Raw genomic sequence first — 26,140 nt, 5'->3', positions numbered from 1 at the left:
CTGACCAGCGGTCAGGGCGCCGAATAAGGTTCGGCTCATGTCCGCCTCGCTGCACCTCGCGGTGCGCAACGCCGCCGTGCTGACCACCGCGCTCGCCCGCACCCGCGGGCACGACCTGATCACCCGCCCCTCGTTCCTGGCGATGAGCGGGCCGACCCTGCTGCGCGTGCTCGCGGTGCGCCCGGACCCCGACCCCGACGACTTCGCCGAGCTGGCACTGCTGGTCAAGCGCGCCGAGGCACGGGTGGTGGTCGAGGACTCGTTCAACACGATCGACGGCGCGGCGCTCGGCCTCACCGCACGGCACCTGCCGGTGATGTTCCGGCCGGCCCACCCCGCGCCGCCACCCGCGCTCGAGGTCCGGGAAGTGCGCACGGCCCGGGAGTGGGCCGTCGCCGAGCAGGTAGTGGTCGACGGCTTCCCCATGCCGGGCTTCCCGACCGGCAACGCGCTCCCGTCGGCCTTGAAGGACCGCGCGGGCTTCCGGGTGCGCACGGCGTGGCGCGAGGGCGTCGTGGCCGGCGCGTGCCTCACCGTGGAGGCGGACGACGCGGTGGGCGTGTACTGGGTGACGACCCTGCCCGAGCACCGCTCACGCGGTGTCGGCCGGGCACTGATGCATGCGGTGATCGACGAGTTCCCGCTGCCGATGACCCTCAGCGCGACCACGGCGGGCCTGCCGCTGTACGAGTCGGTGGGCTTCTCGACCGTCACCCGGGCGACCTGGTGGTCCAACGCGGGCTGACGCGATTCCGGCGGCCTCTTTCCCACCCGGAGCGGTTACCTTGGGAGGATGACCGCAGAGGTGGGGCAGCGGTCCCGGCTGGCCGCGGTGGACAACCTGAAGGTGCTGCTCGTCGCCTGGGTGATCGGCGGGCACGCGCTCCTCGGTTACTCGGCGGTGGGCGGGTGGCCGTACGACGAGGTCAACGAAGTCACCTTCGAGCCGCAGGTCGAGGCCGTGCTCGCCGCCGTCCTCGGCCCGTCCGGGCTGTTCCTGATGGGCACCTTCTACCTGCTGTCCGGTCTGTTCACGCCGGAGTCGGTGGCGCGCAAGGGCGCCGCCCGGTTCATCCGGGACCGGCTCGTCCGCCTCGGCATCCCGTTCGCGCTGTCGGCGCTTCTGGTGTGGCCGCTGACGCTGTGGGTGGCCTACCGCGCCGCCGGGTACGACGTCACGCCGTGGTGGGTGCTCACGCACCGCGATCCGCTGCTCGACTCCGGCTCGCTGTGGTTCGTCGAGATCCTGCTGCTGTTCTCCATCGCCTACGCGCTGTTCGGCAGGCCGCGGGGGGAACCGGTCGTGCTGACCGGCGGGCACCTGGTCGCGGTCACCGCCGGCGTCGTGGTGAGCACGTTCGCGGTGCGGCTGTGGTTCCCGGCGCGCAGCGGCCAGATCGGTGACCTGCACGTCTGGTGGTGGCCGCAGCTGATCGCGATGTTCGGCCTGGGGATCGTGGGCGCGCGCTCGGGCCTCGCCCAGCGGGTGCCGGAACGGCTGTGGCGGGGCAGCCGGGTGGTCGCGGCGCTGGCCATCGCGGCCGTGCCGGTGGCCGCCGCCGTCCTGGGCGTGTCCGATCTCGCGGGCCAGGCGGCCCCGTTCCTCGGCGGCTGGCGGTGGCAGGCACTGCTGTTCGCCGCGGTGGAGGCGGTGCTCGTGGTCGGCGGGTCGGTGTGGCTGCTCGGCTGGGCGCAGCGCAGGCTCACCCGCGACGGCCCGCTGGCGGTGGCGCTCGCCCGCGGCGCGTTCGCCGCGTTCTTCATCCAGGGACCGGTGCTGATCGTGCTCGCGGTGGCGGCCCGCCCGCTGCCGTTCCCGGCGGAGGTCAAGGCGTTCCTGGTGGCGGCGGTCGCCATCGCGGTGTCGTTCGCGGCGGGCTGGCTGCTGACCACGCGCACCAGGATCGGCCGGTTCCTGTGACGTGAGGCGGGCGGGTCGTCGGTCGGACAACCCACCCGCACGGCGCCGCCGGTCAGTCGATCGTGATCACCACCTTGCCCCGGCCGTGCCCCTTGCCGACGTCCCGCTGCGCCTCGGCGGCCTGGTCGAGCGGGTAGACGCCGCGGAGGTGGACCTCGCACTCGCCCCGCAGGTGGAAGCCGACCATCTCGGCGAGACCGGCGGCGGTCCGGACACCGACCCAGTCGTGCACGCCCAGCGCCTCGATCTCGTCGTTCCACACCATGGTGACGACGCGGTTCTTGTCCTTGGTCAGCTCCAAGGACGCCCGGAGACCTTCGACGCCCGACGCCAGGGAGGCGTCCACCCCGTCCGGCGCCACCGCCCTCACCCGTTCGACGAGCCCGTCACCGTAGGTGAGGGGGATGGCGCCGAGGGACCGAAGGTGGTCGTGGTTGACCTCCCTGGCGGTGCCGATCACGGTCGTGACGCCCCACAGCTTCGCCAACTGCAACGCCATCGTGCCGAGCCCGCCGGCCGCGCCGTTGATCAGGATCGTCTCGCCCGGCGCGACCTTCATCTCCAGCAACGCGTTGCGCGCGCCCTGCGCGGCGCCGGAGAAGCCGCCGGCGACCTCCCACGGCATGGCGTCCGGCTTCGGCACGACCTGGTCCGCGCCCACCGCGATGTACTCCGCGTAGCAGCCCAGCGTGTTGAAGCCGAGCACGGCGTCACCGACGGAGAACCCGGAGACACCCTCACCGACCTGGTCGACCACACCGGCGAACTCGTTGCCGGGAACGATCGGGAAGTCACCCACCCGCGATTGCGGGAACTCGCCGTTGCGCACCCCGCAGTCGAACGGCTGCACCCCGGCCACCTTCACCCGGACCCGTACCTGCCCCGCCGCCGCCTGCGGCTCGTCGAGTTCCATCACTCGCAGAACCTCGGGCGGACCGAACGACGTCAATGCCGCAGCTCGCACAACAACTCTCCTTCACGTGATCCAGCAAGGAAAAAATCGACAACCACCACCGGCTAACCCGCGACCGGCTCGGCGAACTGCGCGGCGTACAAGCGCGCGTAGGCTCCATCGGCGGCCAGCAACTCCCGGTGGCCGCCCTGCTCGACGATGCTCCCGCGCTCCATCACCAGGATCACGTCGGCATCGCGGATGGTGGACAGCCGGTGGGCGATCACGAAGCTCGTCCGTCCCTCCCGGAGCGACGACATCGCCTTCTGCACGAGCACCTCGGTGCGGGTGTCCACCGAGCTCATCGCCTCGTCCAGCACGAGGATCGACGGTCGGACGAGGAACGCGCGGGCGATGGTGATCAGCTGGCGCTCACCGGCCGCCAAGCCGTCGCCGTCCTCGTCCACCACCGTGCGGTAACCCTCCGGGAGGGTGCGGATGAGGTGATCGGCGTGCACGGCCCGCGCCGTGGCGACGACCTGCTCGTCGGACGCGTCCGGCACCCCGTAGCGGATGTTGTCGGCGATGGTGCCGCCGAACAACCAGGTGTCCTGCAGCACCATGCCGATGTTCCCGCGCAGCTCGTCCCTGGTCATCCGGGCGATGTCCACGCCGTCCACCGAGATCGTGCCGCCGTCGAGCTCGTAGAACCGGAGCAGCAGGTTGACCAACGTGGTCTTGCCCGCTCCGGTGGGGCCGACGATCGCCACCGTCTGCCCCGGGCGGACGGTGAGGGACAGGCCCTCGATCAGCGGTTCGTCCGGGTGGTAGCGGAACGACACGTCCGTGAAGACCACCGCGCCGGTGACCGTGCCCGCGACCCGCGGCCCGGCCGGGTCCGGTTCCTGCTCCTCGGCGTCGAGCAGCTGGAACACGCGCTCGGCCGACGCGACCGCCGACTGGATCTGCCCGGCCAGGTAGGCCACCGTGGACACCGGCTGGTTGACCTGCATCCCGTACTGGATGCACGCCTGGACGTCGCCGATGGACATCGCGCCCGAGGACACCCGCACCGCGCCCACGACGACGACCAGCACGAAGTTGACGTTGCCCAGGAAGGTCATCGCCGGACCGAGGAGACCCGCCGTGAACTCCGCCCGGACACTGGCGGCACGCAGCTCGTCGTTGTGCTCGGCGAACGTGCGCGCCGCCTCCTCCCGTCGACCGAACGCGGTGACCAGCTCGTGGCCGGTGTACATCTCCTCGACGTGGCCGTTCAGCCTGCCCGAGGTCGCCCACTGCCGGGCGAACTGCGGTTGGGAACGCTTGCCGATGGTCTTGGTCAACCACAGCGACAACGGCAGCGTCACCAGGACGATGACCGCCATCACGGGCGAGATCAGCAGCAGCATCACCAACGACCCGAAGAAGTTGATGAAGGAACCCAGGATCCGGAAGGACGTCTGCTGCACGGTCTGCGAGAGGTTGTCGATGTCGTTCGTGGCGCGGGACAGCACCTCACCACGCGGCCGGGTGTCGAAGTAGCGCAGCGGGAGCCGCGACAGCTTGACGTCGGCCTGCTCGCGCAACCGGAACGCCAGTCGCTGCGCCGTCGTGGCGATCAGCCTGCCCTGGACGACCATGGACAACCACGACGCCGCCGAGAGCACGCCCACGAGGGTCAGGATCCGTGTCACGGCGGCGAAGTCGACGCCGTCACCGCGGACCCCTCGCACGATCGTGTCGGTGGCGCGGCCCAGCAACGCCGGGATGACGATGATCAGGCCGAGGCCGATCACGCCGAACACCAGCACCCCGACGACCCGCGGCAGGTCCGGGCGCAGGGTGCGCAGCAGCCGCAGCACGGTGCGCCGGAAATCGGCCGGCCGGTCGTCGGCCTCGTCGGCTTGGTCGACGTGGTCGCCCTGGTCGGTGCGGTCGGGAGAACTCACCGGACTTCTCCCTTCACCGGCTCCGCGAGACGCGTGTCCCGCTCGTCGCCGGAGGTGAGCTGCGAGTTGACGATCTCGACGTAGACGGGGCTCGTGGCCAGCAGCTCGTCGTGGGTTCCCACGGCCTCCACCCGGCCGGCGTCCAGCACGACGATGCGGTCCGCCCGGCGGATGGTGGACACCCGCTGGGCGACGACCACCCGGGTGGCGTCACCGATGTGCCGGTCCAGGGCGCCGCGCAGTGCCGCGTCGGTGGCGTTGTCGAGCGCGGAGAACGAGTCGTCGAACAGGTAGATCCGGGGCTTGGCCACCAGTGCCCGCGCGATGGCCAGCCGCTGCCGCTGCCCGCCGGACACCGTGCTGCCGCCCTGCCCGACGACGGTGTCCAGCCCGGCGGGCATCGCCATCACGAACTCGCGTGCCTGCGCGACTTCCAGCGCGTGCCACAGCTCGTCGTCGGTGGCCTCGGGATCGCCGTAGCGCAGGTTCGAGGCGATCGTGCCGGAGAAGAGGTAGGCCCGCTGCGGAACCAGCCCGACCGCCGCGGACAACGTGTGCCGGTCGAGCTCGCGCACGTCCACGCCGTCGACGGACACCGAGCCGCGGTCGGCGTCCAGCAGCCTGGCCACCAGGTTGACCAGGGTGGTCTTGCCGCTGCCGGTCGAGCCGACGACGGCCGTGGTCTGCCCCGGCCTGGCGACCAGGTCCACGCCCCGCAGGACCGGTTCCTGCGCGCCCGGGTAGGCGAAGGAGACGTCGCGGAGGTCCAGGTTCCCGAGCGGGGTCGCCAGGCGGGTGGGCCTGGCGGGTTCGGTGATGGCCGGTTCGGTGTTCAGGACCTCGGTGATGCGCCCGGCGCTGACCTTCGCCCGCGGCGCCATCATGAACACCGTCATCGCGATCATGACGGCCATGAGGATCAGGGTGAGGTAGTTGAGGAAGGCGACCAGGGATCCCGGTTGCATGTCGCCCTGGACGATGCGCGAACCGCCCAACGCCACCACCGCGATGGACGCCACGTTGATCATCAGGAGCGCGGAGGCGCCGAAGTAGGCCTGGAGCCGCCCGACCCGCAGCGCGACCGCCATCAGGTCCGTGTTGGCCGCCGCGAACCGGCGCTGCTCGTGGGAGTCGCGCACGAAGGCGCGGATCACCCGGATACCGGTGATCTGCTCGCGCATCACCCGGTTGACGGCGTCCAGGCGGTCCTGCACGGCCCGCGAAGGCGCGGTCATCCGGCTGATGAGCAGACCGATCACCACGACCGCCACCGGGACGGCCACCGCCAGCACCCCCGACAGCGCCACGTCCTGCATCAGGGCGAGCGCGACACCGCCCAGGCCCATGAACGGGGCGGTCAGCAGCAGGGTCAGCGTGGTGAACACCAGCAGTTGGACCTGCTGGACGTCGTTGGTGGTGCGGACGATCAGCGACGGCGCACCGAAGCGCGCGACCTCCCGGGCGGAGAACGACTGCACCCGCGCGAACGTGGCGCTCCGCAGGTCGCTGCCCAGGCTCATGGCGACCCTGGCGCCGAGGAGGACCACCCAGGAGGCGCAGACCACCTGCACCACCGTCACCACGAGCATCAGCCCGCCGCGGCCGAGGATGTAGCCGGTGTCGTCGGCCAGGATGCCGTAGTCGATCACATCGGCGTTGAGCGTCGGCAGGTACAGGATCCCGAGCGCTTGCGCGAGCTGCAGGCCGATGATCAACCCGATGGTCTTCGAGTGCGGTCGTAATCGTTGCCGCAGCAGGGGAATCAGCGGAGCCGGCGGCTCGACTGCCCTCGGTGGAGGCGTCACCGGGCGACCGTAGCAGACATTTACACCCGGAGTACATTTTTACCCCCTGTACTTCTACACCCGGAGGAGTGATACCCTCGGTGTATCATGACGGTCGTGGACGAGCACGTGAGCCTGCGCGAGCGCAAGAAGGACGCCACCCGGCAGCAGTTGGCGCGGGCCGCCCTCGACCTGTTCGAGGCGCACGGCTTCGACAACGTTTCCTGCGCCGAGATCGCGGCCACCGCCGAGGTGTCCAAGAAGACGCTGTTCAACTACTTCTCGCTCAAGGCGGACCTGGTCCTGGAAGCGGGCAAGCACCGCGTCTACGAACCCGCGGCCGCGGTCCGCGGGCGGGCGCCCGGGCAGACGCCGCACGACGCCGTGCGCGAGTACCTGCTGACCGCGCTGGCCGAGCGGCGGTCGACGAGCGGCCTCAGCGACGAGCCCGACGTGCTGCGGCTGACCAGGCTGATCCACGCCACGCCCACCATCGCCGAGCGGGACAGGCAGTACCAGGACCAGAGCCGGCAGCTGCTGACCGAGGCACTGGTCGAAGAGGGCTGCCCGGAGCTCACCGCGGCGCTGATCTCGGCCCAGATCCACAGCGTCCTGCACACCCTCGTCACCGAGAACGCCCGCCGCGTCCTGGCAGGCGAAGCCCCCGGCGACATCTACCCCGACGCGGTGGCCGGCGCCGAGCACGCGTTCGGGTTGCTGGAGTCCGGCCTGGGCGACCTGATGCGCCGTCCCGAGTGACGCCGGCCTCCGCCGACCTCTACCCAAGGATCGAGATCAATGAAGTTCCTGTTCGTCTCCGAGGGCGGGGCCGGTTCCATCCTGCCGATCGTGCCGTTGGCGCAAGCCGTGCGAAGCGCGGGGCACGAGGTGTTCGCCGCCGCCTACGCAGAGGCGTTACCGCTGCTGCTGGAGGCCGGCTTACCGGCCGTCGCCGCGCCGCGGAAGGCACCGAGGGACTACCGCGTGCTGCGCGACGGCAAGCTCGCTCCGCTGCCCGAGGACCTGGAAGAACGGGCCGCGGTCCTCGGAGCACTCGGTGCGCGCATCGCCGCCGACACCTACCACGACCTCGTCGGGCTGGTGCGCGGGTGGCGCCCGGACGTGATCGTCGGCGGCCCGCTGGCCGTCGCCGCGTCGTTGCTCTCGGCGGAGTTCGGCATCCCGCTCGCCACCGTGGAGTTCGGCATGGCCGAACCGCGCAACCGCCAGGACGCCACGTTCGAGGAGTTGCGCAGGCTCGGTTTCGCCCACCTGCCCACACCGGCGTGCGGCCTGGTCCTGTGCCCGGAGAGCGTCCGACCACCGGGTTCGGCGGTCGGCGAACCGATGCGCTACGTGTCCTACGCGCCGGCGAAGCCGGTCGAACCCTGGATGTACACCAAAGAGGACCTGCCGAGGGTGTGGATCTCGGCGGGCAGCAGGGTCAGCGCGGACCACGCGCTCGACGACCTGACCGCGATGATCCACGCGGCGGCGGACCTGGACGTCGAGCTGCTCATCGCCACCCCCGACCACATCGCCGCGCAGCTCGGCCCGCTGCCGCCCAAGGCCAGGGCGGGCTGGATGCCGTTCGACGTGCTGGCGCCGACCTGCGACCTGGCGATCCACCACGGCGGCGGCAGCACGATGCTGGGGTGCGCCGCCGCGGGCGTGCCACAGGTGATCATCCCGCACACGCCGGAGTTCGCGACCTACTACCAGCCCTTGGCGGACTACGGCGCGGCCAAGCTGGTCCCGGCCGACGAGGACACGCCGACCCGGGTGCGTGCCGTGTGCGCGGAAGTGCTCACCGGGCCGACCTACCGACTCGCCGCTGTCCGGTTGCGCGCGGAGATCGCCGCGCTGCCGGGTCCGCCGGCCGTGGTGAGCAGGCTGGAGAGCATCGCCGCCACCGGCGCGCGGTCAGCTTGATCTCCAGCCAACTAGAGGTAATACGGTTCGTGCCGGCGCGGTCACGGATGGTCGAGTCGTCCGGCCGTCGAACGAGAGGACACCCATGTCGAGTCAACCCATCCGCTTGGCCGTGATCATCGGCAGCACCAGGACGGGGCGCTTCGCGCCGACCGTGGCCCGGTGGTTCGTCGGTCAGGCGGAACAGCGGGAGGACGTGATCGTCGACGTCATCGACCTCGCCGAGATCGGGTTGCCCGAACCGCTCGGCGCCGAACCGGGCCCCGAGGGCGCGGCGGTGCGGTCGAGGCTCGCCGAGGCCGAGGCGTTCGTCGTCGTGACGCCGGAGTACAACCACAGCTACCCGGCCGCCATCAAGGTCGCCATCGACTGGCACTACGACGAGTGGGTGGCCAAGCCGGTCGCGTTCGTGTCCTACGGCGGCCGGGCCGGCGGCCTGCGCGCGGTCGAGCACCTGCGGCAGGTCTTCGCCGAGGTGCACGCCGTGCCGATCCGCGACACGGTGAGCTTCCACGGCGCCCGCGACAGCTTCGACGACCACGGCGAGCCGAAAGAGGCCGCCGAGTACGCGGCGGCGGCCAAGACGCTGCTCGACCAGCTCGTCTGGTGGGCGCTGTGCCTGACCGAGGCCAAGGCGAAGCGTCCGTACCAGCTCTGACGACCCCCTGACGGCCGGGCGCACCGCGGTGTGCCCGGCCGTCGTCGCGGGGCGGGCGCAGGGGCGCCGCCGTCCGGTCCGGGGCTACCGGAGCAGGTGTCGGTGCAGCTCCTGCGTCTCCGGCGCGGGCTCGATGCCCAGCTCGTCGTGCAGCGTGCCGCGCAGGCGCCGGTACACCCGCAGCGCGTCGCTGCGCCGCCCGCTGCGGTCCAGCACGCGCATGTGCTGCTGGTGGAACCACTCGTCGAGCGGGTAGACCGCGGTCAGCGACCACAGCTCGCCGACCAGTTCGCGGTGCAGGCCCAGTTCCATCTCGGACTCGATCGCCAGCTGGAGCGTGGTGCGCCGCTGCTCGTGCAGCTCGACCACGTGCGCGGAGAGCTGGGTGCCCAGCTTGACGTTCGCCAGGGGGTTCTCGGTCCACAGCTTCAGCGCGGCACGCAGGCTGGCCGATGCCTGCGAGTACTCCCGCCGGCCGAAGTGGGAGCGTCCCTCGGCGCGCAGGTCCTGGAAGACCTGCAGGTCGAGTTGCCGCGGCTGGACCCGCAGCGCGTAGCCCGGCGCGCGGGTGACGAGCACGTCGTCACCGCCCGCGGCGATCCGCTCCCGCTCGAACAGCCTGCGCAGCTGGTAGACGTAGGTCTGGATGGTGGTGAGCGCGCTGCGCGGTGGCTTCCTGCCCCAGAGTTCCTCGATCAGCGACTCGGTCCGCACCGTGCGGTTGGCCCGCACCAGCAGCAGGGCCAGTACTTGGAGCACCTTGGGCGCCTTGGGCGCGCAATCGCGGTGGCCGGTCCGGATCTGGAGCGTGCCGAGGGTCGAGAACGTGATCAGTGGCGGCACCGGGGGAGTGGCTGCGACCGACCCGGGGTGACCCGCTATTTCGTCCGGTAACTCGCGGTGCCGCTCGAGCGCTGTCGGGTGGGTGTTCATGACTTGCCGTCCCCCTGTGATACCCGAGTGGCCGGAAAGAGCATCCGCTCGACGTGTTTATTTCCCACTAACTACGTCTGATTATTGTTCGACAGTATCAGGGCGCTACAGGGCGGGCAAGGAAGCACGATTTCGGGCGTAGCGGCTCGCTCGTTCGGGCCAAAGGTGGACACGCACAGTGAGATATTCCACGTAAGGGGTGCTAGTACCACCTGCGTGTCGTGAATGTGACGGATCGCGTCGGGAGCTGGTTTGTCCTGACGGCGGTACAAGGCCGAAATGCCGGACTCCCCGCCGCCGCAGGTGCCGGCCTGGGGCGAACGGGGAGTCCGGGATCGCGGTACTAGATGCGGCAGGTGTCCAGGGAGCTGACCAGGATGGCGCGGGCGCCGACGCGCCACAGCTCGTCCATGATGAACGGCGCGTCGTCGCGCGGCACGAGCGAGCGGACCGCCACCCAGCCCTCACGGGCCAGCGGCGAGACGGTCGGCGACTCGATGCCGGGCACGAGCTTGAAGGCCTCCTCCTGCGCCTCGACCGGGCAGTCGAAGTCGAGGATCACGTAGCGGCGGGCGATCAGCACGCCCTGCAACCTGCGGTGCAGGATCTCGACCGCGCGCACCGCGTCCGGCGCGTCGGCGACGGTGTCGCCCTGGATCAGCACGGCCTCGGACTTGAGGATCGGCGAGCCGAACGTCTCCAGGCCCGAGGTCTTCAGCGTGATGCCGGTTTCCACCACGTCGGCGATCGCGTCGGCCACACCCAGCTCCACGGCGGTCTCCACCGCGCCGTCGAGCCGCACGAGGTGCGCCTTGATGCCCAGGTCGGACAGGTGGTGCTCGACCAGGTTCGGGTAGCTGGTCGCGATCCGCCTGCCCTCCAGGCCCGCGGCGTCGTGGATGCCGCCCGGCTTGGACGCGAAGTAGAACGACGCCCGGCCGAAGCCGAGCGGCAGGATTTCCTTCGCCGACACGGTGGAATCGAGCAGCAGATCACGACCGGTGATGCCGACGTCCAACGACCCCTCGCCCACGTACACCGCGATGTCGCGGGGACGCAGGAAAAAGAACTGCACATCATTTGCCGGGTCCGCCACGATCAGCTCACGGCCGGACCTGTTCACCCGGTAGCCCGCTTCGGCCAGCATTTGGGCCGCGGGAGCACTCAACGAGCCCTTGTTGGGCAGGGCGAAGCGAAGAGGAGCCATGGGGCGGAGTCTCCCACACCGGGCGACCCCTTCCCGTTCCGGGTATGCCCAGGCAGTGGCCATGATTTGCGTGATCGCCGGTGACGGGCTCGCGTCGCGCGCAAGGGGCGGACCGTGTGTCGCCGGCCACGACACCTCCCGCACGCGGAACAGCCGCACCCGGACCAGTGCCGGGTGCGGCTGTTCCGCGTGGGGTCGACTACCCGATTCCGCCTGGTCGCGGCGGATCCGGAGCGGTCCGGGTCAGCAGCGGTTGTTCTCACCCTCCGGGTAGGGGGTGTAGATGTTCTGGACGATCGGGTTGGCGCCGATGAAGTGGGTTCCCGGCCCGAGGCACCACAGTTCACCGCGGTTCTGGAAGATCACCGTGAGCTTCTGGTTGTAGGTGAAGCAGTTCCGGTAGTAGTACCGAATGGTGGCGAAGGGAGGCGGGGTGGCCTGTTTGCTCACGCCACAGGGAGCCTCCGCCAGGATGCCCGGTGCGGGGCTTTGCGGGGCGGCCACCTGATGAGGGGTCGCCGTATCGGCGGCCATGGCCGCCGGGGTCAACGTCAGCATGGCCGCGACGGCGAAAATGCCCGCCGCGAGAGAAGCTAGTCTGCGCATACGGATTGACTCGTTTCTGAAGTTTCGTGCTCGAATCGCACATCGGGGCTCGATGGTGATGGGCCGTGCCCCTCGGAATAGTGACGCTACTGGGCCGCGCGGATTTGCGTCAATCAATTGCCGGGCGCTTCGAACTCGCTGGAAACGCGATCGAGGAATGATCCAGGGCGGCTCGAGCGGCCGTCCAGCGGGAGTGGGATCAGGCGTGGTCGCGGTGGGCCAGGTCGTCCAGCCGGGCGAACGCGGAGTCCACCGCGCCGGGCAGCAAGGCCGGCTCGCCGTTCGCCAGCGCGTTGCCGGCCGCGTAACACGCCAGCGCCAACTGGGGCGCGAGCACGGCCACCTCGGGGGACGCTCCCCGGTCGAGCAGGGTGGTGCGGAAGACGTCGCAGAGCCCGGCGAACTTCCGCCCCGAACGGTCCCGCAGCTCGGGGTTCTCGCGCAGCAACTGCTCGTGCCGGCGGTAGTGCTCGCCGTCCACCGTGAGCTCGCGGCACAGCTCCACCGCGATCGCGCGCAGCTGCGCCACCGCACCCGCCAGGTCCGTGACCGGCGGCGACGCCCGGAACCGCGTGGTCGCCTTCTCGACGATCGCCTGCTCGTCGGAGAACACGACCTCCTGCTTGTCGCCGAAGTAGCGGAAGAACGTCGTCCGGCCCACCTCGGCCCGCTCGGCGATGTCGGTGACCGTTACCGCGGCGAACCCGCGCTCGGCGAACAGCTCGAACGCCGCCGTCACGATCTGTTCCCGCGCACGCTGCTGCTTGCGCTCGCGCAGCGGCAGCGGTTCCGACGTCGGCATGGCCTCAGCATAGCGGCCCGGTACGAAGTCCGGTACGGTACTGAGTACCAGTTAGCACCACGTACCGAACGACCGGCACAACGGACCAGGAGCCACCATGGGCACGACTTCGATGACCGGCGCCAGCCGGGGCCTCGGCCGCGAGGCCGCCGAGCACCTCCTGCGCCACCACCCGGACCAGCACCTGCTCGTGTTCAACCGCAGGCCCGGCCTGGCCGCCGAACTGGCCGCGAGCACCGGCAACGACAACGTCTCGGAAGTGCTCTGCGACCTGGCGTCGTTCGCCGACATCCGCCGTGCCGCGGCCGAGGTCGACCGGCCGCTCGACGGGTTCCTGGGCAACGCGGGCCTGCAGATGGCCACCACGGACAAGCACACCGCCGATGGCGTCGAGATGACCTTCGGCGTGAACGTCCTCGCCTACCACCTGCTGCTGAACCTGCTCCGCCCGCGCTTCACCAACCCGGCGCGCGTCATCATCGTCGGCAGCGACGTGCACGACAGCGCGCACAACAGCATGGGCCTGATCCCGCCGCCCCGCTGGACCGACCCGCGCGAGCTGGCCAGGCCACGCGAGGGCGGCGGCCGGGAGGGCAGGCGGGCGTACGCGACCAGCAAGCTCGGCGTGGTCTACCTCGTCCACGCGCTCCGCCGCCGGCTGCCCGAGGGCGTGGACGTCTACTCCTACAACCCCGGCCTGGTGCCGGACACGGAGCTGTCGCGCGACGCGGGCCGGTTCGGGCGGGCCGCGTTCCGCACGATCGGCAAGGCCCTGGTCACCCTGCCGATCGCGACCACGGCGGACCGGGCGGGCCGACTGCTGGCGGAGACGATGACGGGACCCCGCCCCGGCGAGAGCGGTTCCTACATCAGCCGGGGCGAGGTGATCCCTTCGTCGTCCGAGTCCTATGACGAGCGGCGCGAGGAGGAGCTGTGGGCCGTCGCCGACGAGCTGTGCGGACTCACCGCGGACGGCACTACCCGCACGCCACGCCGTTCAGCGTGAACCCGCCGGCGCGTTCCAGGTGGCGCGCCAGTTCGACACCTGCCCGGAGCCGGTGTCGGTGATGGTCGCCTCCGCGGTGAACCCGCTGTTCGTCCCACCGGACGCGCTGAACCCGAACGAGGCGGGCTGACGGCGACCGCCGGCCCGGCCACCAACCCGGCGACGGCCGGCCCCAGGGCGGCCAGTCGGGGAACTCGTGGATGCATCGACGAACAACTCCTTTGTTGTACGTGTCGCGCGGCCTATGCTTCTGGGAGCGCTCCCAGAACGCACTGGGACGAGGCTGGTGCCCGGGCCAACGACGGTGAAGGGACAAAACGACGTGAGGTTGTTGCTGCTCGTCTCGCTGATAGCCCTGGCGCTCGCGCCACCGGCCGCCGCCTCCGCCCCGCCGACCGCCTCGTCCTCGGCGGAGTGGATCGAGGCCGAGGGCGGCGTGCTGTCCGGCACCGCGGTCGAGGCGACCGTCGAGGGCTTCTCCGGCACCGGCTACGTCACCGGCTTCGACGAGGCCGCCGACAGCGTCACGATCACCATCCCGGACAGCCCCGGCGGCCTGCACGACCTCACCGTCCGCTACGCCACCCCGTACGGCCCCAAGCAGACCGCCGTCGCCCTCAACGGCACCCCCATCGGCGAGGTCGCCCTGGCCGAGAGCGCCACCTTCACCGAGGCCACCGGCGCGAAGCTCGTCCTGGCCGAGGGCGACAACACGCTCACCTTCACCACCGCCTGGGGCTGGTACCTGATCGACGCGATCAAGGTGGCACCCAGCGCGCCTCCCGCGCCCGGCGTGCACGAAGCCGAGGACGGCGTGCTCGACGGCACCGTGGTCGAGTCCAGCGTCGCCGGCTTCTCCGGCCGCGGCTACGTCGGCGGGTTCGACCAGGCCGCCGACAGCGTCACGATCACCATCCCGAACAGCCCCGGCGGCCTGCACGACCTCGCCATCTTCTACGCCACCCCGTACGGCGCGAAGACCGCGTCACTCGCGCTCAACGGCAGCGGACTGGGCGACGTCTCGTTCCCCGAGCACCCGACCTTCACCACCATCCCCGCGGGCAAGGTCCTCCTCCGCCCAGGCGACAACACGGTCACCATCACCAACAACTGGGGCTGGTACCTGATCGACGCCATCAAGGTGACACCCAGCGCGCCGCGCGGCCCGCACCAGGTCACCGGCGCGCTCACCGACCCGGCCGCCACCGCCGAGGCCAAGGGCCTCATGCGCTACCTGGCCGAGAACTACGGCCACACGATCCTCTCCGGCCAGCAGGACCAGGCGAGCATCGACTGGGTCGAGCGGAACATCGGCAAGGCACCCGCCATCGGCGGCTACGACCTCATGGACTACTCGCCCAGCCGGGTCGAACGCGGCACCGTCGGCCGGGACGTCGACCACGCCCTGGCCTACGACACCCGCGGCGGCATCGTCACCCTGGCCTGGCACTGGAACGCGCCGTCCGGCCTGATCGACCAGCCGGGCAAGGAGTGGTGGCGCGGCTTCTACACCGACGCCACCACCTTCGACCTGGCCGCCGCGCTGGCCGACCCGACCTCGACCGACTACAAGCTGCTGATCCGCGACATGGACGCCATCGCGGTCCAGCTCAAGCGGCTCGCCGACGCCAAGGTCCCGGTGCTCTGGCGACCGCTGCACGAGGCCGAGGGCGGCTGGTTCTGGTGGGGCGCCAAGGGCGCGGAGCCCGCCAAGCAGCTCTACCGCCTCCTGCACGACCGCCTGGTCGACCACCACGAGCTGCACAACCTGATCTGGGTGTGGAACTCGATCTCACCCGACTGGTACCCCGGCGACGACGTGGTCGACGTCGTCAGCATGGACTCCTACCCGCCCCAGGGCGACCACGGCCCGGTGATCGGCCCCTACGAGCGCCTGGTCGAGCTGGGCGGCGACCGGAAGCTGGTCGCGCTCGGCGAGGTCGGCTCCATCCCGGACCCCGACCTGGTCCGCGCCTACGAGGCCCGCTGGTCCTGGTTCGTCACCTGGTCCGGCTCGTTCATCCAGGACGGCGTGGTCAACCCGCGCGACTTCGTCCACCGCGTCTACGACCACGCCGACGTCGTCACGCTCGACGAACTGCCCGACTTCAAGAAGACCCCGGGCGACTGCACCGCGACCCTGCGCGTGGTGGCGCAGTGGGGCACCGGGTACCACGTCGAGATCACCCTGCGGCACCAGGAGAACTCGCCGTCCGCGGGCTGGCAGGTGACGTGGCCGTTCACCAACGGGCACGTCCGGCACGCCTGGGGCGCGACCATCACCACCGACGGCACCACCGCGACGGCGAAGAACGTCGCGTGGAACGCGGCCGTCAAGCCGGGGGAGAGCACCACCTTCGGCTACCTCGCCAGCGGCTCCCCGACAGCGCCTGCGTTGACTTGCGCTATCGGGTGATCACGTCCGGTGGACCGGCGGGAGCGTAGAGGGGACCGGACGCGGTGTCCGCACCCACTTCCCGCCACCACCGGGCTTGTTCCGGGGTCGTGACGCCGGCGGCGGTCAAGCCGACGCCGGCGTCACGCACCACCTCCAGCACACCGGCCAACGCCCGCGCCACCGCCGAACCCGGCCGCGCCGCGGGCGACTGGACCACCCGCACCGCCCGCACCGGCACGCCGTCGAGCAGGCGCACCAGGTCGTCCGGCGCGGCGGTGAAGTTTTCCACCTCGATCCCGACCCCGTCCTCGGCCAGGTAGCCGAGGTTGTCGGCGGCCTCGCCGCGCTCGCCGCACAACGCCCGCACCGGCGTGCCCAACCGCAGCGACGACGCGGGCACCCCGCTGTCGGACAACGCCTCGCGCACCACGCCGTGCAGGTCCGGGTCGGCGGCCTGGCCGGCCGTCAACGCCCACCGCACCGGCAGGGCGCGGTCCGACTCCCGCCGCCACGACCCGGCCTGCTCGCACGCCACCCGCAGCGCCCACGTGCCCAGCGGCACGATCAGCCCGGTGTCCTCGGCCAGCGCCAGGCACTGCTCGTGCGGCAGCGCGCCCAACGTCGGGTGATCCCACCGCAGCACCGCCTCGGCGGACTCCACCGTGCCGTCCGCCAGCCGCACCACCGGCCGGTACAGCACCCGCAGCTCGCCGTTCTCCCACGCGCCGGGCATCGTGGCGGCCAGGCTGAACGTGCGCCGGTCCCGGCCGTCCTGCGCGCGGTCGGCCAGCTCCCACTGCCTGCGCCCGTGGCCCTTGGCACGCCGCAACGCCAGGTCCGCCGAGTCGAGCAGCTCCGCGGGCGCCGAGTCGCGCGGCGGCCGGTGCACCACGCCGATCGTCGCCGACACCGCCACCCGCTCGCCGCCGGCGTGGAACGGCGCGGACAGCAGGTCGTTGATCCGCCGGACCATCGTCACCACGTCGGGAGTGGTGCGCGTGTTCTCCACCAGGATCGCGAACTCGTCGTGCCCGAACCGGGCCACCATCGCGTTCTCCTCGGCCACCACCGCCGCCAGCCGTCCGGCGACGATCTTGAGCACGTGGTCGCCGACCTCGCGGCCGAGTCCGCCGGTGATCCGGGAGAAGCCGTCGAGGTCCAGGTGGAACACGCTCACGCCGGTGCCCGGGTCGGCCGTGCGCAGCGCCTGTTCCAGCCTGCTGGTGAAGTACTGGCGGTTGGGCAGCCTGGTCAGCACGTCGTGCAGCGCCTGGTGGTTGAGCTGGCCCTGCAGCAGGTTCACGTCGGTCGCGTCCTCGGCGAGCACGATCACCCGGGCGGCTCCTTCGAGCCGGCGCCGCGGCGACAGCGTGAGCACCACCCAGGCCGGCTCACCGTCACCGCGCAGCAGTTGGCGCGGCTGGGTGGTCGACGCCGTGCCGCCGTCCGCCGACTCGGCGAAGTCGGCCCGCAACGCGGCCCGCTCGTCCGGGTGCACCAGGTCGAACAGCGACATCCCGGCCAGCTCGGCGGGCGTGCGGTCCACGATCCTGGCCAGCGCGCCGTTGGCCCGGACCAGCCTGCCGTCCGGGTCGGCGGTCGCGATGCCGGTGGACAGGTGGTGCTCCAGCAGCTCGAACCGGCTCTCGCTGTACTGGAGCTCGACCTGGGCCTCGCGCATCGCCTTGTACAGCGAGCGGCCGAGCTGCTCCTGCTGGGCCAGGACCGACGCGCGGATCCGGTCGACGTAGCGGGCGGCCAGCGAGGCGATCACGTCGACCACGCGTTCCCGCACCTTGTCCGGCGGTGCCAGGGCGGGCATGCCGAGCAGGCCCTTGCTCACGACCTCCACCGAGACCTGGAGCGCGTCGGCCGTGGTGCAGTTGAGGTCGACCAGTGCGTCACCGACCTCGCGTCCCGCGCGCCGGCCGAGCGACTCGGTCGCCACGCCCGCGCACAGCCGTTCGACCAGCCCGAGCAGCTGCCGCTCCAGCTCGGCGTTGGTGAGCGGGACGAACGTGCGGGAGCTGAGCAGGTAGGCCCACTTCCGGGCCAGCTTCGCGCGGGCTCGCAGCCCGTCCGCGTCCCGAGGCAGTGGAGCGGTCATCATCGGCTCCCGTGCTCACGACCGGTCAGGTGATCGTGCTCGCGCCCCACGCCCGCCCAGACCCGGGTGTCCTCCTCGGCCCGGTCCGCGACGTCGCCCGCGCCACCGAGCAGGTAGTCGCAGGTCCTGGCCACGCTCGGCACGGTGGTGTCGATGGCGTCGGGTACCCAGTCCAGGTCGCTCATGGCGCGCTCCGGGGCTTTCGGGAATCGGTGAGGGCCGCTCGGATCAGGACATCCAACCCCTCGGGTGTCGCCCGCACCAGCAGGTGTGACAACTTGACTCGAATGCGTGATGACGGCGCACCAAGTGCTCACCACCGATCAGCACCGATGGCGATTTCCACCGCGGACAACGGTGGATGATCCAGCCCGCGTTCCACCGCCGTCCGCTCACCGGTACCGGAGACCATGACCGCGCCGGCCGCCGGACTGGCGAGTTCCCGGCGGAATGGACAAGTCCTGGTGGTGGACCGGGTGATGGTGAACGCGCGGGACTACCGCTCGGCGGTCTCCTGGGCGCCGAGGGACGTGCACCACCGCCACGTCACCGGACCGGCACCTCCGCCCACACCGCCTTGCGGTCCTCGTAGTGGTCGAACCCCCAGCGCACGGACAGCCGGTTGACCAGCAGCAGCCCGTTGCCCGCGGCCGGGTCGTCCGGTCTGCCCAGCACGGGCAGCAGGCTCGGGCTGCGGTCCTCCACCTCGACCCGCACGACGTGCCGCTCGTCCACCCTCAGCAACCGCACCCGCCACGGCCCTTCGGCGTGCCGACGCGCGTTGCCCACCAGCTCGGCCGCGATCAGCGCCAGGTCGGCCACGCGTCGTTCGTCCATCTCGTAGGCGACCTGCCGCACCCACCCGGCGACGCCGTCGGGTGTTCGGACATCGCCCAGCGCCAGGTCGAGCCCGTCGTCAGGCAGGTCCACCATGTTCACGGCACGCTCCTTCGGCACCCTGTTGGCTCAAGGCGCACGCACGAGGTAACCGTTCGGGAGACGCGCCAAACCACGAACCCGTCACATTTCCCACGACCCGGCTCGACGTTCGGTAGCGAACCGGCCGCGCGTCGTGAGCGCGGTCGGTAGGCCGGCCCGACGAGTGGCCCAACCGGTCGCGAACACGAGGCGCGATCTTCACCGCTGTTAGGCTCGGTCCGTGGTGAAGGAGATCGACCTCCGGCTGGACGACGGTCGTACGCTGCACGCGTACGACACCGGCACGGGAGACCTGGCCGTCCTCTGGCACCACGGCACGCCGAACATCGGCGCACCGCCCGCGCCGCTCTTCGACGCCGCCCGGCGGCTCGGCCTGCGCTGGGTGTCCTACGACCGCCCCGGCTACGGCGGGTCCACGCCGCTGCCCGACCGGACCGTCGCGTCCGCCGCCGCCTGCGCCGCCGCCGTCGCCGACGAGTTGGGCATCGACCGGTTCGCGGTGTTCGGGCACTCCGGCGGCGGGCCGCACGCCCTGGCTTGTGGCGCGTTGACGCCGCAACGGGTGCTCGGGGTGGTCAGCGTGGCCGGGCTCGCGCCGCGCGACGCGGACGGGCTCGACTGGTTCGCGGGCATGGCGGCGTCCGGGGTGGCGTCGTTGCGCGCGGCCGAGGCCGGGCGGGCGGTGAAGGAGCGGTTCGAGGCGTCGGGCGTGGTGTACGACCCGGAGTTCACCGAGGCGGACCTCGCCGCGCTGCACGGTGACTGGTCGTGGTTCGACGAGGTCGTCGGCCCGGCGGTGCAGGCGGGACCGGCCGCGTTGATCGACGACGACCTCGCCTACGTCACCCCGTGGGGCTTCGACCCCGCCGACGTGACCGCGCCGGTCCTCCTGCTGCACGGCGGGCGTGACCGGGTGGTGCCCAGCTCGCACGCCGAGTGGCTGGCGCGCCGGTGCCCCACCGCGGAGCTGCGGCTGTCGCCGGACGACGGGCACATCTCGATCGTCACGTCCGCTCCGTCGGCGCTGGACTGGCTGCGCGAGCGGGCGTAGCCGCGACCGGCGCGAGTTCGCCCGCCAGCTCCAGCGCGGCCCGTGCCGGGTCGTGGGCGAAGCGGCTCGGGAACGCGTCGCGCACCCGCCAGCCCGCTCCGCGCAGGGCACGCCACCGGGCCAGGTGCGCCGCGGTGCCGTCCGGGTGCGGCCGGGTGTCCAGGGCGACGGCCGACTCGCGTCCACCCACCACCAGGTCGACCCGCCACTGGCCGACCGGGTAGCCGGTGCGCGGCGCCAGGCCGAGCGCGGTCAGCTCCGCCGCGAGCCTCGCGGTCCACTCGTCGGACGGCGCGGCGCCCTCGGTCTCGGTCGGCGGCACCGCCGCGTGCCGCAGGTACTCGCCGATCAGCCCGACCGGTTCCGTGGCGGACGTGATCACGTGCACCAGCCGCCGCGCGCGCGTCGTCAGCACGGCCAGCAGGTTGGGGTCGTTGGCGAACCGCCAGGCGGCGGGCCGGTCGGCGTCGGTCAGCGCCACGCTGATCACGACCTCGTCGAACTCCGAGCCCTGCACGCCGTGCACGGTGCCGACGCGCACCCCACCCGTGGTGATCTCCTCCAGGCTCAGCCGGTCGAGCAGGGCCTTCTCCAACGCGTCGGCCTGCGCCCGGAACGGTGTCACCACGCCGATCGACCGGACACCGGCGGCGATGCGGCGGCGCAGGTGCGCGAGCACCGCGTCCACCTCGACCGCGTTGACGCCCTTGTCGTCACGCACGCCCTCGACGTGCTCGACGTCGATGCAGTCCACGTCCGCGATCGAGGGGTGCGTGGTGAGCAGCGCGATCCGGCCCTCGTAGAACCGGGTCGCGGCGAACCCGATCAGGTGCGGCGCACAGCGGTGGTGCTCGGTCAGCCAGTGCACACCGGACGCCGCCGCGCCCGCGTCGAACAGGCTGACCTTCGGCACGTCCAGCCGGTCGGCCGACGACACCGTGCCCTCCGCGGTCAACGCCTCGCGCACGGCCTGATCGCCGACGAACGACACGTGCCGCAGTTGGCGCGGGTCGCCGCCGATCACCGCCCGCCTCCCGCGCAGCAGCGCGGGCGCCGCCAACGGCTGGTCCACGTGGCTCGCCTCGTCGATCACGACCAGGTCGAAGATGCCCGGCACGGCGGGCAGGATGTCCTCCACGTCGGCCAGCGTGCCCACCCACAGCGGCAGGGCCTGCGCCAAGTGCTCGGCCGAGACGTCAGCCAACGCCCGCCGCCGCGCCGCCCGGCCCGACCGCAGCGCCGTCGCCAGCGCCGCCACCGCCCGTCGCGGCCCGGCGCCACGACGGCTCACCGCCAGGGTGGCCAGCCACGCGGCGGTCGCGGTGTGGCCGCGCGCGTCCTCCTCGGCCAGCAACCCGCGCAACGCGTCCAGCGACGTGCCGCCGTTCGCGGCGACCCGGACCTGCGCGGCCGACTGCTCGGCGGCCCGCACCGCCGCCTCCAGGTCCGCCACGTCCACGTCGTCCGCCGCACCCGCCAACCGCCGCGCCGACCGCAACGCCCACCGCGTCCGCAGACCGCCGAGCAGCCCGTGACGCGGGAGCAGCAGCCCGTGCAGCCGCTCGAAGTCCACGTCCGCGCCGAACGCGCGCGGCGCGACCGAACGGTGGGCAGGCATCAGCGCCTCGAACCGCACCGCCGCTTCGACCAGCTCCTCGTCCCGCAACGCCGCGGCGACGGCGCGTTCGACCCGCGCCACCGCCGCGACCGCGTTCGTCCGGGTGCGGTCGAGGCGCTCCAGCTCGCCCTTCGCGGTGGTGGCGGCGAGCCCGGTGCCCAGTTCCCGCGCCATCTCCTGCCGCAGCTCGGAGTCGCCGAACAGCACGGGGATCGGTCCGCCCGCCCGCCGCAACGCCTCACCGAGCACGTCGGCGGCGTTGCGGGTCCGGCTGGCCAGCAGCACCGAACGGCCCGCCGCCACCGCGTCCAGCGCGATCGCGGCCAACGTGTGCGTCTTGCCGCTGCCCGGCGGTCCGCCGATCACGGTCACCGGCGCGGTGCGGGCCGCCAGTACCGCCGCCCGCTGGCTCGGGCTCAGCGGCAGCGCCCCGTGCGCCACGCCGTCCTGGTCCGGCACCGGGTCGTGCTCGGCCGACGAGTACAGCCCGGCCAGCGCGGTGTCCTCCACACCGGCGCGGCGGGCCCACGCGTACAGGGCGGCGCCGCGTTCGGTGCTGACCACCGGCTCACCGGCGTGCAGCCCGCAGCCCGCCACGACGACCAGCTCGTCACCGCCGATCAACCGGCGAGGGTCGCGGTCGGGCCCGAGCACCGGCACGTCGGCGAACCCGCTCGCCGCCAACGCCGCCGTGATCCACTCGGGGTCCCTGGTCAGCCGCGTCTCCAGCTCCGCCGCCTCGGACCAGTCGGCCAGCAGGGGGAACACGCCCACGTCACCGGCGACCTGGAACACGTACCCGCGCCGACCCGCCGGCTGCAGCCGGACCGGCCGTGACACCAGCGGCAGGCACACCCGCCTGCGCTGGCCGCCGATCGTGGCAGGTCCGCACAGGAACGCCCAGCCGAGCCGCAGCAGCCGGTCTTCCTGGTGCAACGCGTCGAACGACGCCAGCCGGTCGACCGTCGCCCGCTGGTCCGGCCGCGCGGTCCACGGCGTCGGCGGCTCGGCGGGCGGGTCCTGGTCGCGGGTGAGGGCCTGCCACGCGGACTCGTCCGCGCCCAACCACACCAGCCCGGCCGTTCTCGTCAGGTCGAGCTGCACCCGCTGCGGCTGCTCGGACGCGCTGAGCCGGGCCAGCGTGCGCAGCACTGCGGGAACGGTCACGGGGAAATCCTGCCACCCGGGTCCGACAGCGCGGCGCCGGCGCGGTGGAGACCGTTCAGCCCGGGCTGAGCCGCGGCGTGCCGGCGCGTCCGGTGGGGAGGAGCCGGCGACGTCAGGGGCGGCCGTAGAGGGCCGGGTAGCCGGAACCGGTGAAGTGGTCGGCGAACGGGCGGATCGCGGTGGCGAGCCGGATCAGCGCGCCGTCGCGTTCCAGCGCCTGCTGGATCACCGGCTGGTGGCCGGGGTGCGCGCCGAGCACGACGATCACCTCGGCGACGTGCTCGGCTTTCACCGCGTCACCGATCGGCGCGAGGCATTCGCGCACGGCCAACGCGTCGGTGCGGGCGATCCGGCGGCCCAGGCCCGCCATCCGGGCGGGATCGGCGGCCAGCGCCGCGGTGAACCCGGGTACCGCGACCTCGTCCCTGGCCAGGTCGCCGAAATCGGCGAGCATCGACAACGACAACATCTCGTAGGCGGTCCGGATCCGTTCGGCCCCGATCGACTGGCCGTCCACGCGGAACGCCCGGACCAGCCGCTCGGCCACCGCCACCACGTCCCGCCGCCGCACGATGCCATCGGCGTTGGAGTCGAACAACCGCAGTCGGCGCGCGAATCTCCCGACGAGGTCACCGTCCGCCATGACGAACCTCATTGCGATCCATGTCGCCCCCTGCCGCCGATGTTATCGGTCGCGGACCGCCGGATCACTCCCCGAAGGGATGACGCCCGCCGGTCGCGGCACCGGACAGCGCGCAGTCGTACGGCACCCTCACCGAACAGGCTCGACAACCGACCTTCCAGCCCGCAGGGCGGCACGCACCTCCGCGAGCACCGGCGAGTCACCACCGCGTCGGTCGAGTTCGGCCAACGCCTCGTGGTGCGCGCGGTCCAGGGCGTCCGCGGCCGGGACGGTGATGTCGGGTGCCACGCCGACCAGCTCCCAGTTCGTGCCGGACACCGGGTTCACCGCCCGCGCGGTCGGGATGGTCGCCTCCAGGTGCGGGTGCACGGTGAACCCGCGCCGGGGGTGCGCACCGCCGCCGGTCCGCTCGCCGACGACCGTGGCGCGGCCCAGCTGCTGCAGGTCGTACGCCAGCTCCTCGGCGCCGGAGAACGTCGTGCCGCTGGTCAGCACGTACACCGGTTTCGCGCCGCCGAACCGCCTGCCCGGCACGTGGCTCTGGCTCCAGAACTGCCGGGACACCTCGCCCGCCCGGTCGTACATGGTGTTCAGGTGGGTCGGCTCGTCGAGCAGGTGGCTGCACACCAGCGCCACGGTCTCCGGGTCGCCGCCGGTGTTGGCGCGCAGGTCGATGATCAACGCGTCGCCGCGCGAGGCCAGCGTGAACGCGGCGGTGATGCCCTCGGCCGCCCACTCGACCGGGAACAGCGACGGCGCCAGCTCCAAGTGCACCACCCCGCCCGCCAACCTGCGCAGGTGCGGCACACCACCCAGCGACAGCTCGAACGAGCGGGCCACCTGCTGCATCACCGCGGAATCGTCGCCGTCGGGCACCTGGTCGGAGTGGAACTTCAGCCTTAGGTGCCGGTCGCCGTTCACCGACTGGAGGTCCGCGGTGACCAGGGCGCCCAGCTCCTCCGGCGTCGTCACCCCGTACGCGCCGGCGGCCAGCCGTGCGGCGAGCAACGCGTCCAGCTCCCGGGCGACGTCGGGGAAGACGTAGTGCTCGGCCAGCAGCTCACGGGTCCGGTCGATGATCGCGGCGGTGTCCATGCCGCGTAGTAGACCAGCGGCGTTGCGAAAGCGTCAAGAGACATAGACACTTAGCGGGTGGACGAGATCCTGGAGGTCGGGTCGCCGGAGCAGTACAAGGCGTTGGCGCACCCGCTGCGCCAACGCCTGCTGTTCGCGCTCGGCCGCGAGCCCGCGACGACCAGCCAACTGGCCGTGGCCCTCGGCGCGCAGAAGGGCAACGTCGGCCACCACCTGAAGGTGCTGCGCGAGGCCGGCCTGGTCCGCGTCACGCGGACGCGCCGGGTGCGCGGCGGCACGGAGCAGTACTACGAGCGCACGTTCCGCCGCCTCTCGGTGCCCGGCCCCGCGGCCGGGCACACCGGGGCGTTGTTCGGCGCGGTCGCCGAGGAGCTGCGGCGGGCACCCGGTGAACCGGTGCTGGTGTCGCGCCACCTCCGGCTCACCGAAGCGGCCGCGCGGAAGCTGGGGGAGACGTTGCGGCAGCTGGTGGACGAGGCCGAGGACGCGGGCGGTGACGAAGCCGTGCACGGCGTCCTGGTGGCCCTGTACCGGCAGTCCTGACCCCGGCACACTGGAGACCGGCGGCGCTTCCCCCGTTGCCCGACACCAGGGGGGAGAAGCATGACCAGGTACCGGGCGGCACTCGCCGCCGCCGCACGAGGCTGGCCCGTGCTGCCGCTGCGCCCGCACACCAAGCTGCCCGCCGTGCGCGGCTGGGACGACGAGGCGACCCTGGACCGCGACCGGCTCCGGCACTGGTGGTCGCGCCGCGCCTACAACGTCGGCATCTCCTGCGGTCCGGCCGGGTTGCTGGTGGTCGACCTCGACGTGCCGCACGGCCGCGAGGCGTTCGCCCGCCGCGCCTGGCAGCACGGCGAGGAGGACCCGCGCGACACCTACACGGTGGCGACGCCCAGCGGGGGAGAGCACCGCTACTTCCAGGCGCCGGACGTGCCGCTGGGCAACACCGTGGGCAGGATCGCGCCGCACGTCGACACCCGGGGCGTCGGCGGGTACGTGGTCGCCGCCGGTTCCGCGGTCGGCCACCACCGGTACCGGGTGGTGCGGGACGCGCCGGTCGCGCCCGCGCCCGAGTGGCTGGTCGCCGTGCTGACCCCGCCACCACCGGAGCACCCGCCCATCCCGACCCAGCGGCCCTCGCCGCGCCGGGTCGACGCCTACCGCGCCGCCGTGGTCGAAGGCGAGGCGGAACGGGTCCGCGAAGCCCGGCCGGGCGGACGCGCGCACATCGTGTTCACCGCCGCGTGCCGGCTCGGCGAGCTGGTCGGCGCGGGCTGGCTGGACGAGACCACCGCGATGGCGGTGCTGCTGGCCGCCGCCGCGCACCACAACGGCATCGAGGGCTGGACCGAGAAGGAGGCGCTGCACCACGTCGAGAACGGCCTCGCGCTGGGCCGCCGCCGTCCCCGCGTGCTGCGTTAGGCCC

Annotated in this window: 23 protein-coding genes; 10 read left to right on the top strand and 13 right to left on the bottom strand. The window is 72.2% G+C overall.

The window, feature by feature from the left end; translation table 11 throughout:
* The first annotated feature begins 37 nt into the window (after positions 1 to 37).
* Both B0I31_RS07885 and B0I31_RS07880 read left to right on the top strand, forming a co-directional pair.
* Positions 38 to 745, top strand: a complete 708-nt coding sequence (locus B0I31_RS07885; protein ID WP_106614606.1) for a GNAT family N-acetyltransferase — start codon at positions 38 to 40, stop codon at positions 743 to 745.
* A gap of 48 nt (positions 746 to 793) precedes the next feature.
* Positions 794 to 1,921, top strand: a complete 1,128-nt coding sequence (locus B0I31_RS07880; protein ID WP_106614605.1) for an acyltransferase family protein — start codon at positions 794 to 796, stop codon at positions 1,919 to 1,921.
* A gap of 52 nt (positions 1,922 to 1,973) precedes the next feature.
* Here B0I31_RS07880 and B0I31_RS07875 read toward each other — a convergent pair whose 3' ends face one another.
* The 3 genes from B0I31_RS07875 to B0I31_RS07865 all read right to left on the bottom strand — a co-directional run bounded on the left by B0I31_RS07875 (position 1,974) and on the right by B0I31_RS07865 (position 6,570).
* Entirely contained in the window at positions 1,974 to 2,834 is an 861-nt protein-coding gene (locus tag B0I31_RS07875) for an NADP-dependent oxidoreductase (RefSeq protein ID WP_245949743.1), read from the bottom strand.
* Positions 2,835 to 2,938: 104 nt separating this feature from the next.
* Entirely contained in the window at positions 2,939 to 4,765 is a 1,827-nt protein-coding gene (locus B0I31_RS07870; RefSeq protein WP_106614603.1) for an ABC transporter ATP-binding protein, read from the bottom strand.
* The gene (locus B0I31_RS07865) at positions 4,762 to 6,570 is read right to left on the bottom strand and encodes an ABC transporter ATP-binding protein (RefSeq protein WP_245949742.1); all 1,809 of its coding nucleotides are present in this window, start codon (positions 6,568 to 6,570) and stop codon (positions 4,762 to 4,764) included. The genes B0I31_RS07870 and B0I31_RS07865 overlap by 4 nt, the downstream gene beginning before the upstream one ends.
* A gap of 96 nt (positions 6,571 to 6,666) precedes the next feature.
* On the opposite strand from B0I31_RS07865, the gene B0I31_RS07860 reads away from it, so the two are divergent.
* The 3 genes from B0I31_RS07860 to B0I31_RS07850 all read left to right on the top strand — a co-directional run bounded on the left by B0I31_RS07860 (position 6,667) and on the right by B0I31_RS07850 (position 9,139).
* Positions 6,667 to 7,308, top strand: a complete 642-nt coding sequence (locus tag B0I31_RS07860; RefSeq protein WP_106614744.1) for a TetR/AcrR family transcriptional regulator — start codon at positions 6,667 to 6,669, stop codon at positions 7,306 to 7,308.
* Positions 7,309 to 7,347: 39 nt separating this feature from the next.
* Positions 7,348 to 8,481, top strand: a complete 1,134-nt coding sequence (locus B0I31_RS07855) for a glycosyltransferase (protein ID WP_106614602.1) — start codon at positions 7,348 to 7,350, stop codon at positions 8,479 to 8,481.
* 85 nt (positions 8,482 to 8,566) lie between these two features.
* Positions 8,567 to 9,139: an NADPH-dependent FMN reductase gene (locus tag B0I31_RS07850; RefSeq protein ID WP_106614601.1), complete on the top strand. Its 573-nt coding sequence runs from the start codon at positions 8,567 to 8,569 to the stop codon at positions 9,137 to 9,139.
* An 84-nt stretch (positions 9,140 to 9,223) separates the two neighbouring features.
* Here the strand turns inward: B0I31_RS07850 and B0I31_RS07845 are convergent, their stop codons facing one another.
* The 4 genes from B0I31_RS07845 to B0I31_RS07830 all read right to left on the bottom strand — a co-directional run bounded on the left by B0I31_RS07845 (position 9,224) and on the right by B0I31_RS07830 (position 12,687).
* Complete coding sequence (locus tag B0I31_RS07845; RefSeq protein WP_245949741.1) at positions 9,224 to 9,982, bottom strand: AfsR/SARP family transcriptional regulator; 759 nt, start codon at positions 9,980 to 9,982, stop codon at positions 9,224 to 9,226.
* A gap of 433 nt (positions 9,983 to 10,415) precedes the next feature.
* Complete coding sequence (gene hisG / locus B0I31_RS07840) at positions 10,416 to 11,279, bottom strand: ATP phosphoribosyltransferase (RefSeq protein ID WP_073887428.1); 864 nt, start codon at positions 11,277 to 11,279, stop codon at positions 10,416 to 10,418.
* Positions 11,280 to 11,522: 243 nt separating this feature from the next.
* Positions 11,523 to 11,837: a hypothetical protein gene (locus B0I31_RS07835; RefSeq protein ID WP_146173778.1), complete on the bottom strand. Its 315-nt coding sequence runs from the start codon at positions 11,835 to 11,837 to the stop codon at positions 11,523 to 11,525.
* 247 nt (positions 11,838 to 12,084) lie between these two features.
* Positions 12,085 to 12,687 carry a TetR/AcrR family transcriptional regulator gene (locus B0I31_RS07830; RefSeq protein WP_106614598.1) on the bottom strand — a complete coding sequence of 201 codons (603 nt, stop codon included), beginning with the start codon at positions 12,685 to 12,687 and terminating at the stop codon, positions 12,085 to 12,087.
* A 97-nt stretch (positions 12,688 to 12,784) separates the two neighbouring features.
* On the opposite strand from B0I31_RS07830, the gene B0I31_RS07825 reads away from it, so the two are divergent.
* Both B0I31_RS07825 and B0I31_RS07820 read left to right on the top strand, forming a co-directional pair.
* Positions 12,785 to 13,693, top strand: coding sequence for an SDR family NAD(P)-dependent oxidoreductase (locus B0I31_RS07825; RefSeq protein WP_106614597.1), 909 nt, complete (start codon positions 12,785 to 12,787; stop codon positions 13,691 to 13,693).
* Positions 13,694 to 14,015: 322 nt separating this feature from the next.
* A complete protein-coding gene (locus tag B0I31_RS07820; protein WP_181320044.1) occupies positions 14,016 to 16,109 on the top strand; it encodes a glycosyl hydrolase in 2,094 nt (697 codons plus the stop codon).
* On the opposite strand, the gene B0I31_RS07815 is transcribed toward B0I31_RS07820, so the two are convergent.
* From B0I31_RS07815 to B0I31_RS07805, 3 genes are all read right to left on the bottom strand, one after another.
* Entirely contained in the window at positions 16,099 to 18,198 is a 2,100-nt protein-coding gene (locus B0I31_RS07815) for a putative bifunctional diguanylate cyclase/phosphodiesterase (protein ID WP_181320043.1), read from the bottom strand. The genes B0I31_RS07820 and B0I31_RS07815 overlap by 11 nt on opposite strands.
* A complete protein-coding gene (locus B0I31_RS41165; RefSeq protein WP_106614594.1) occupies positions 18,198 to 18,383 on the bottom strand; it encodes a hypothetical protein in 186 nt (61 codons plus the stop codon). The genes B0I31_RS07815 and B0I31_RS41165 overlap by 1 nt, the downstream gene beginning before the upstream one ends.
* Positions 18,384 to 18,744: 361 nt before the next feature.
* Complete coding sequence (locus tag B0I31_RS07805) at positions 18,745 to 19,131, bottom strand: ATP-binding protein (RefSeq protein WP_342751461.1); 387 nt, start codon at positions 19,129 to 19,131, stop codon at positions 18,745 to 18,747.
* A 226-nt stretch (positions 19,132 to 19,357) separates the two neighbouring features.
* Here B0I31_RS07805 and B0I31_RS07800 point away from each other — a divergent pair, with 226 nt between their 5' ends.
* On the top strand, positions 19,358 to 20,188 hold the full coding sequence (locus tag B0I31_RS07800; protein ID WP_219910627.1) for an alpha/beta fold hydrolase: 831 nt from the start codon (positions 19,358 to 19,360) through the stop codon (positions 20,186 to 20,188).
* On the opposite strand, the gene B0I31_RS07795 is transcribed toward B0I31_RS07800, so the two are convergent.
* The 3 genes from B0I31_RS07795 to B0I31_RS07785 all read right to left on the bottom strand — a co-directional run bounded on the left by B0I31_RS07795 (position 20,142) and on the right by B0I31_RS07785 (position 24,711).
* Positions 20,142 to 22,973 (bottom strand): AAA domain-containing protein, encoded by a 2,832-nt coding sequence (locus B0I31_RS07795; RefSeq protein ID WP_106614592.1) that lies wholly within the window; start codon positions 22,971 to 22,973, stop codon positions 20,142 to 20,144. The genes B0I31_RS07800 and B0I31_RS07795 overlap by 47 nt on opposite strands.
* Before the next feature lie 112 nt (positions 22,974 to 23,085).
* Positions 23,086 to 23,628, bottom strand: coding sequence for a hypothetical protein (locus B0I31_RS07790; RefSeq protein ID WP_106614591.1), 543 nt, complete (start codon positions 23,626 to 23,628; stop codon positions 23,086 to 23,088).
* Between the two features lie 117 nt (positions 23,629 to 23,745).
* Entirely contained in the window at positions 23,746 to 24,711 is a 966-nt protein-coding gene (locus B0I31_RS07785) for a S41 family peptidase (protein ID WP_106614590.1), read from the bottom strand.
* 57 nt (positions 24,712 to 24,768) lie between these two features.
* On the opposite strand from B0I31_RS07785, the gene B0I31_RS07780 reads away from it, so the two are divergent.
* Positions 24,769 to 25,254 (top strand): ArsR family transcriptional regulator, encoded by a 486-nt coding sequence (locus tag B0I31_RS07780; protein WP_219910626.1) that lies wholly within the window; start codon positions 24,769 to 24,771, stop codon positions 25,252 to 25,254.
* Between the two features lie 60 nt (positions 25,255 to 25,314).
* Positions 25,315 to 26,136, top strand: a complete 822-nt coding sequence (locus tag B0I31_RS07775) for a bifunctional DNA primase/polymerase (protein ID WP_106614589.1) — start codon at positions 25,315 to 25,317, stop codon at positions 26,134 to 26,136.
* Positions 26,137 to 26,140: the final 4 nt, after the last annotated feature.

Source organism: Saccharothrix carnea (assembly GCF_003014735.1).
Classification (GTDB): domain Bacteria; phylum Actinomycetota; class Actinomycetes; order Mycobacteriales; family Pseudonocardiaceae; genus Actinosynnema; species Actinosynnema carneum.
This window is presented reverse-complemented; position numbering and strand designations above follow the sequence as displayed.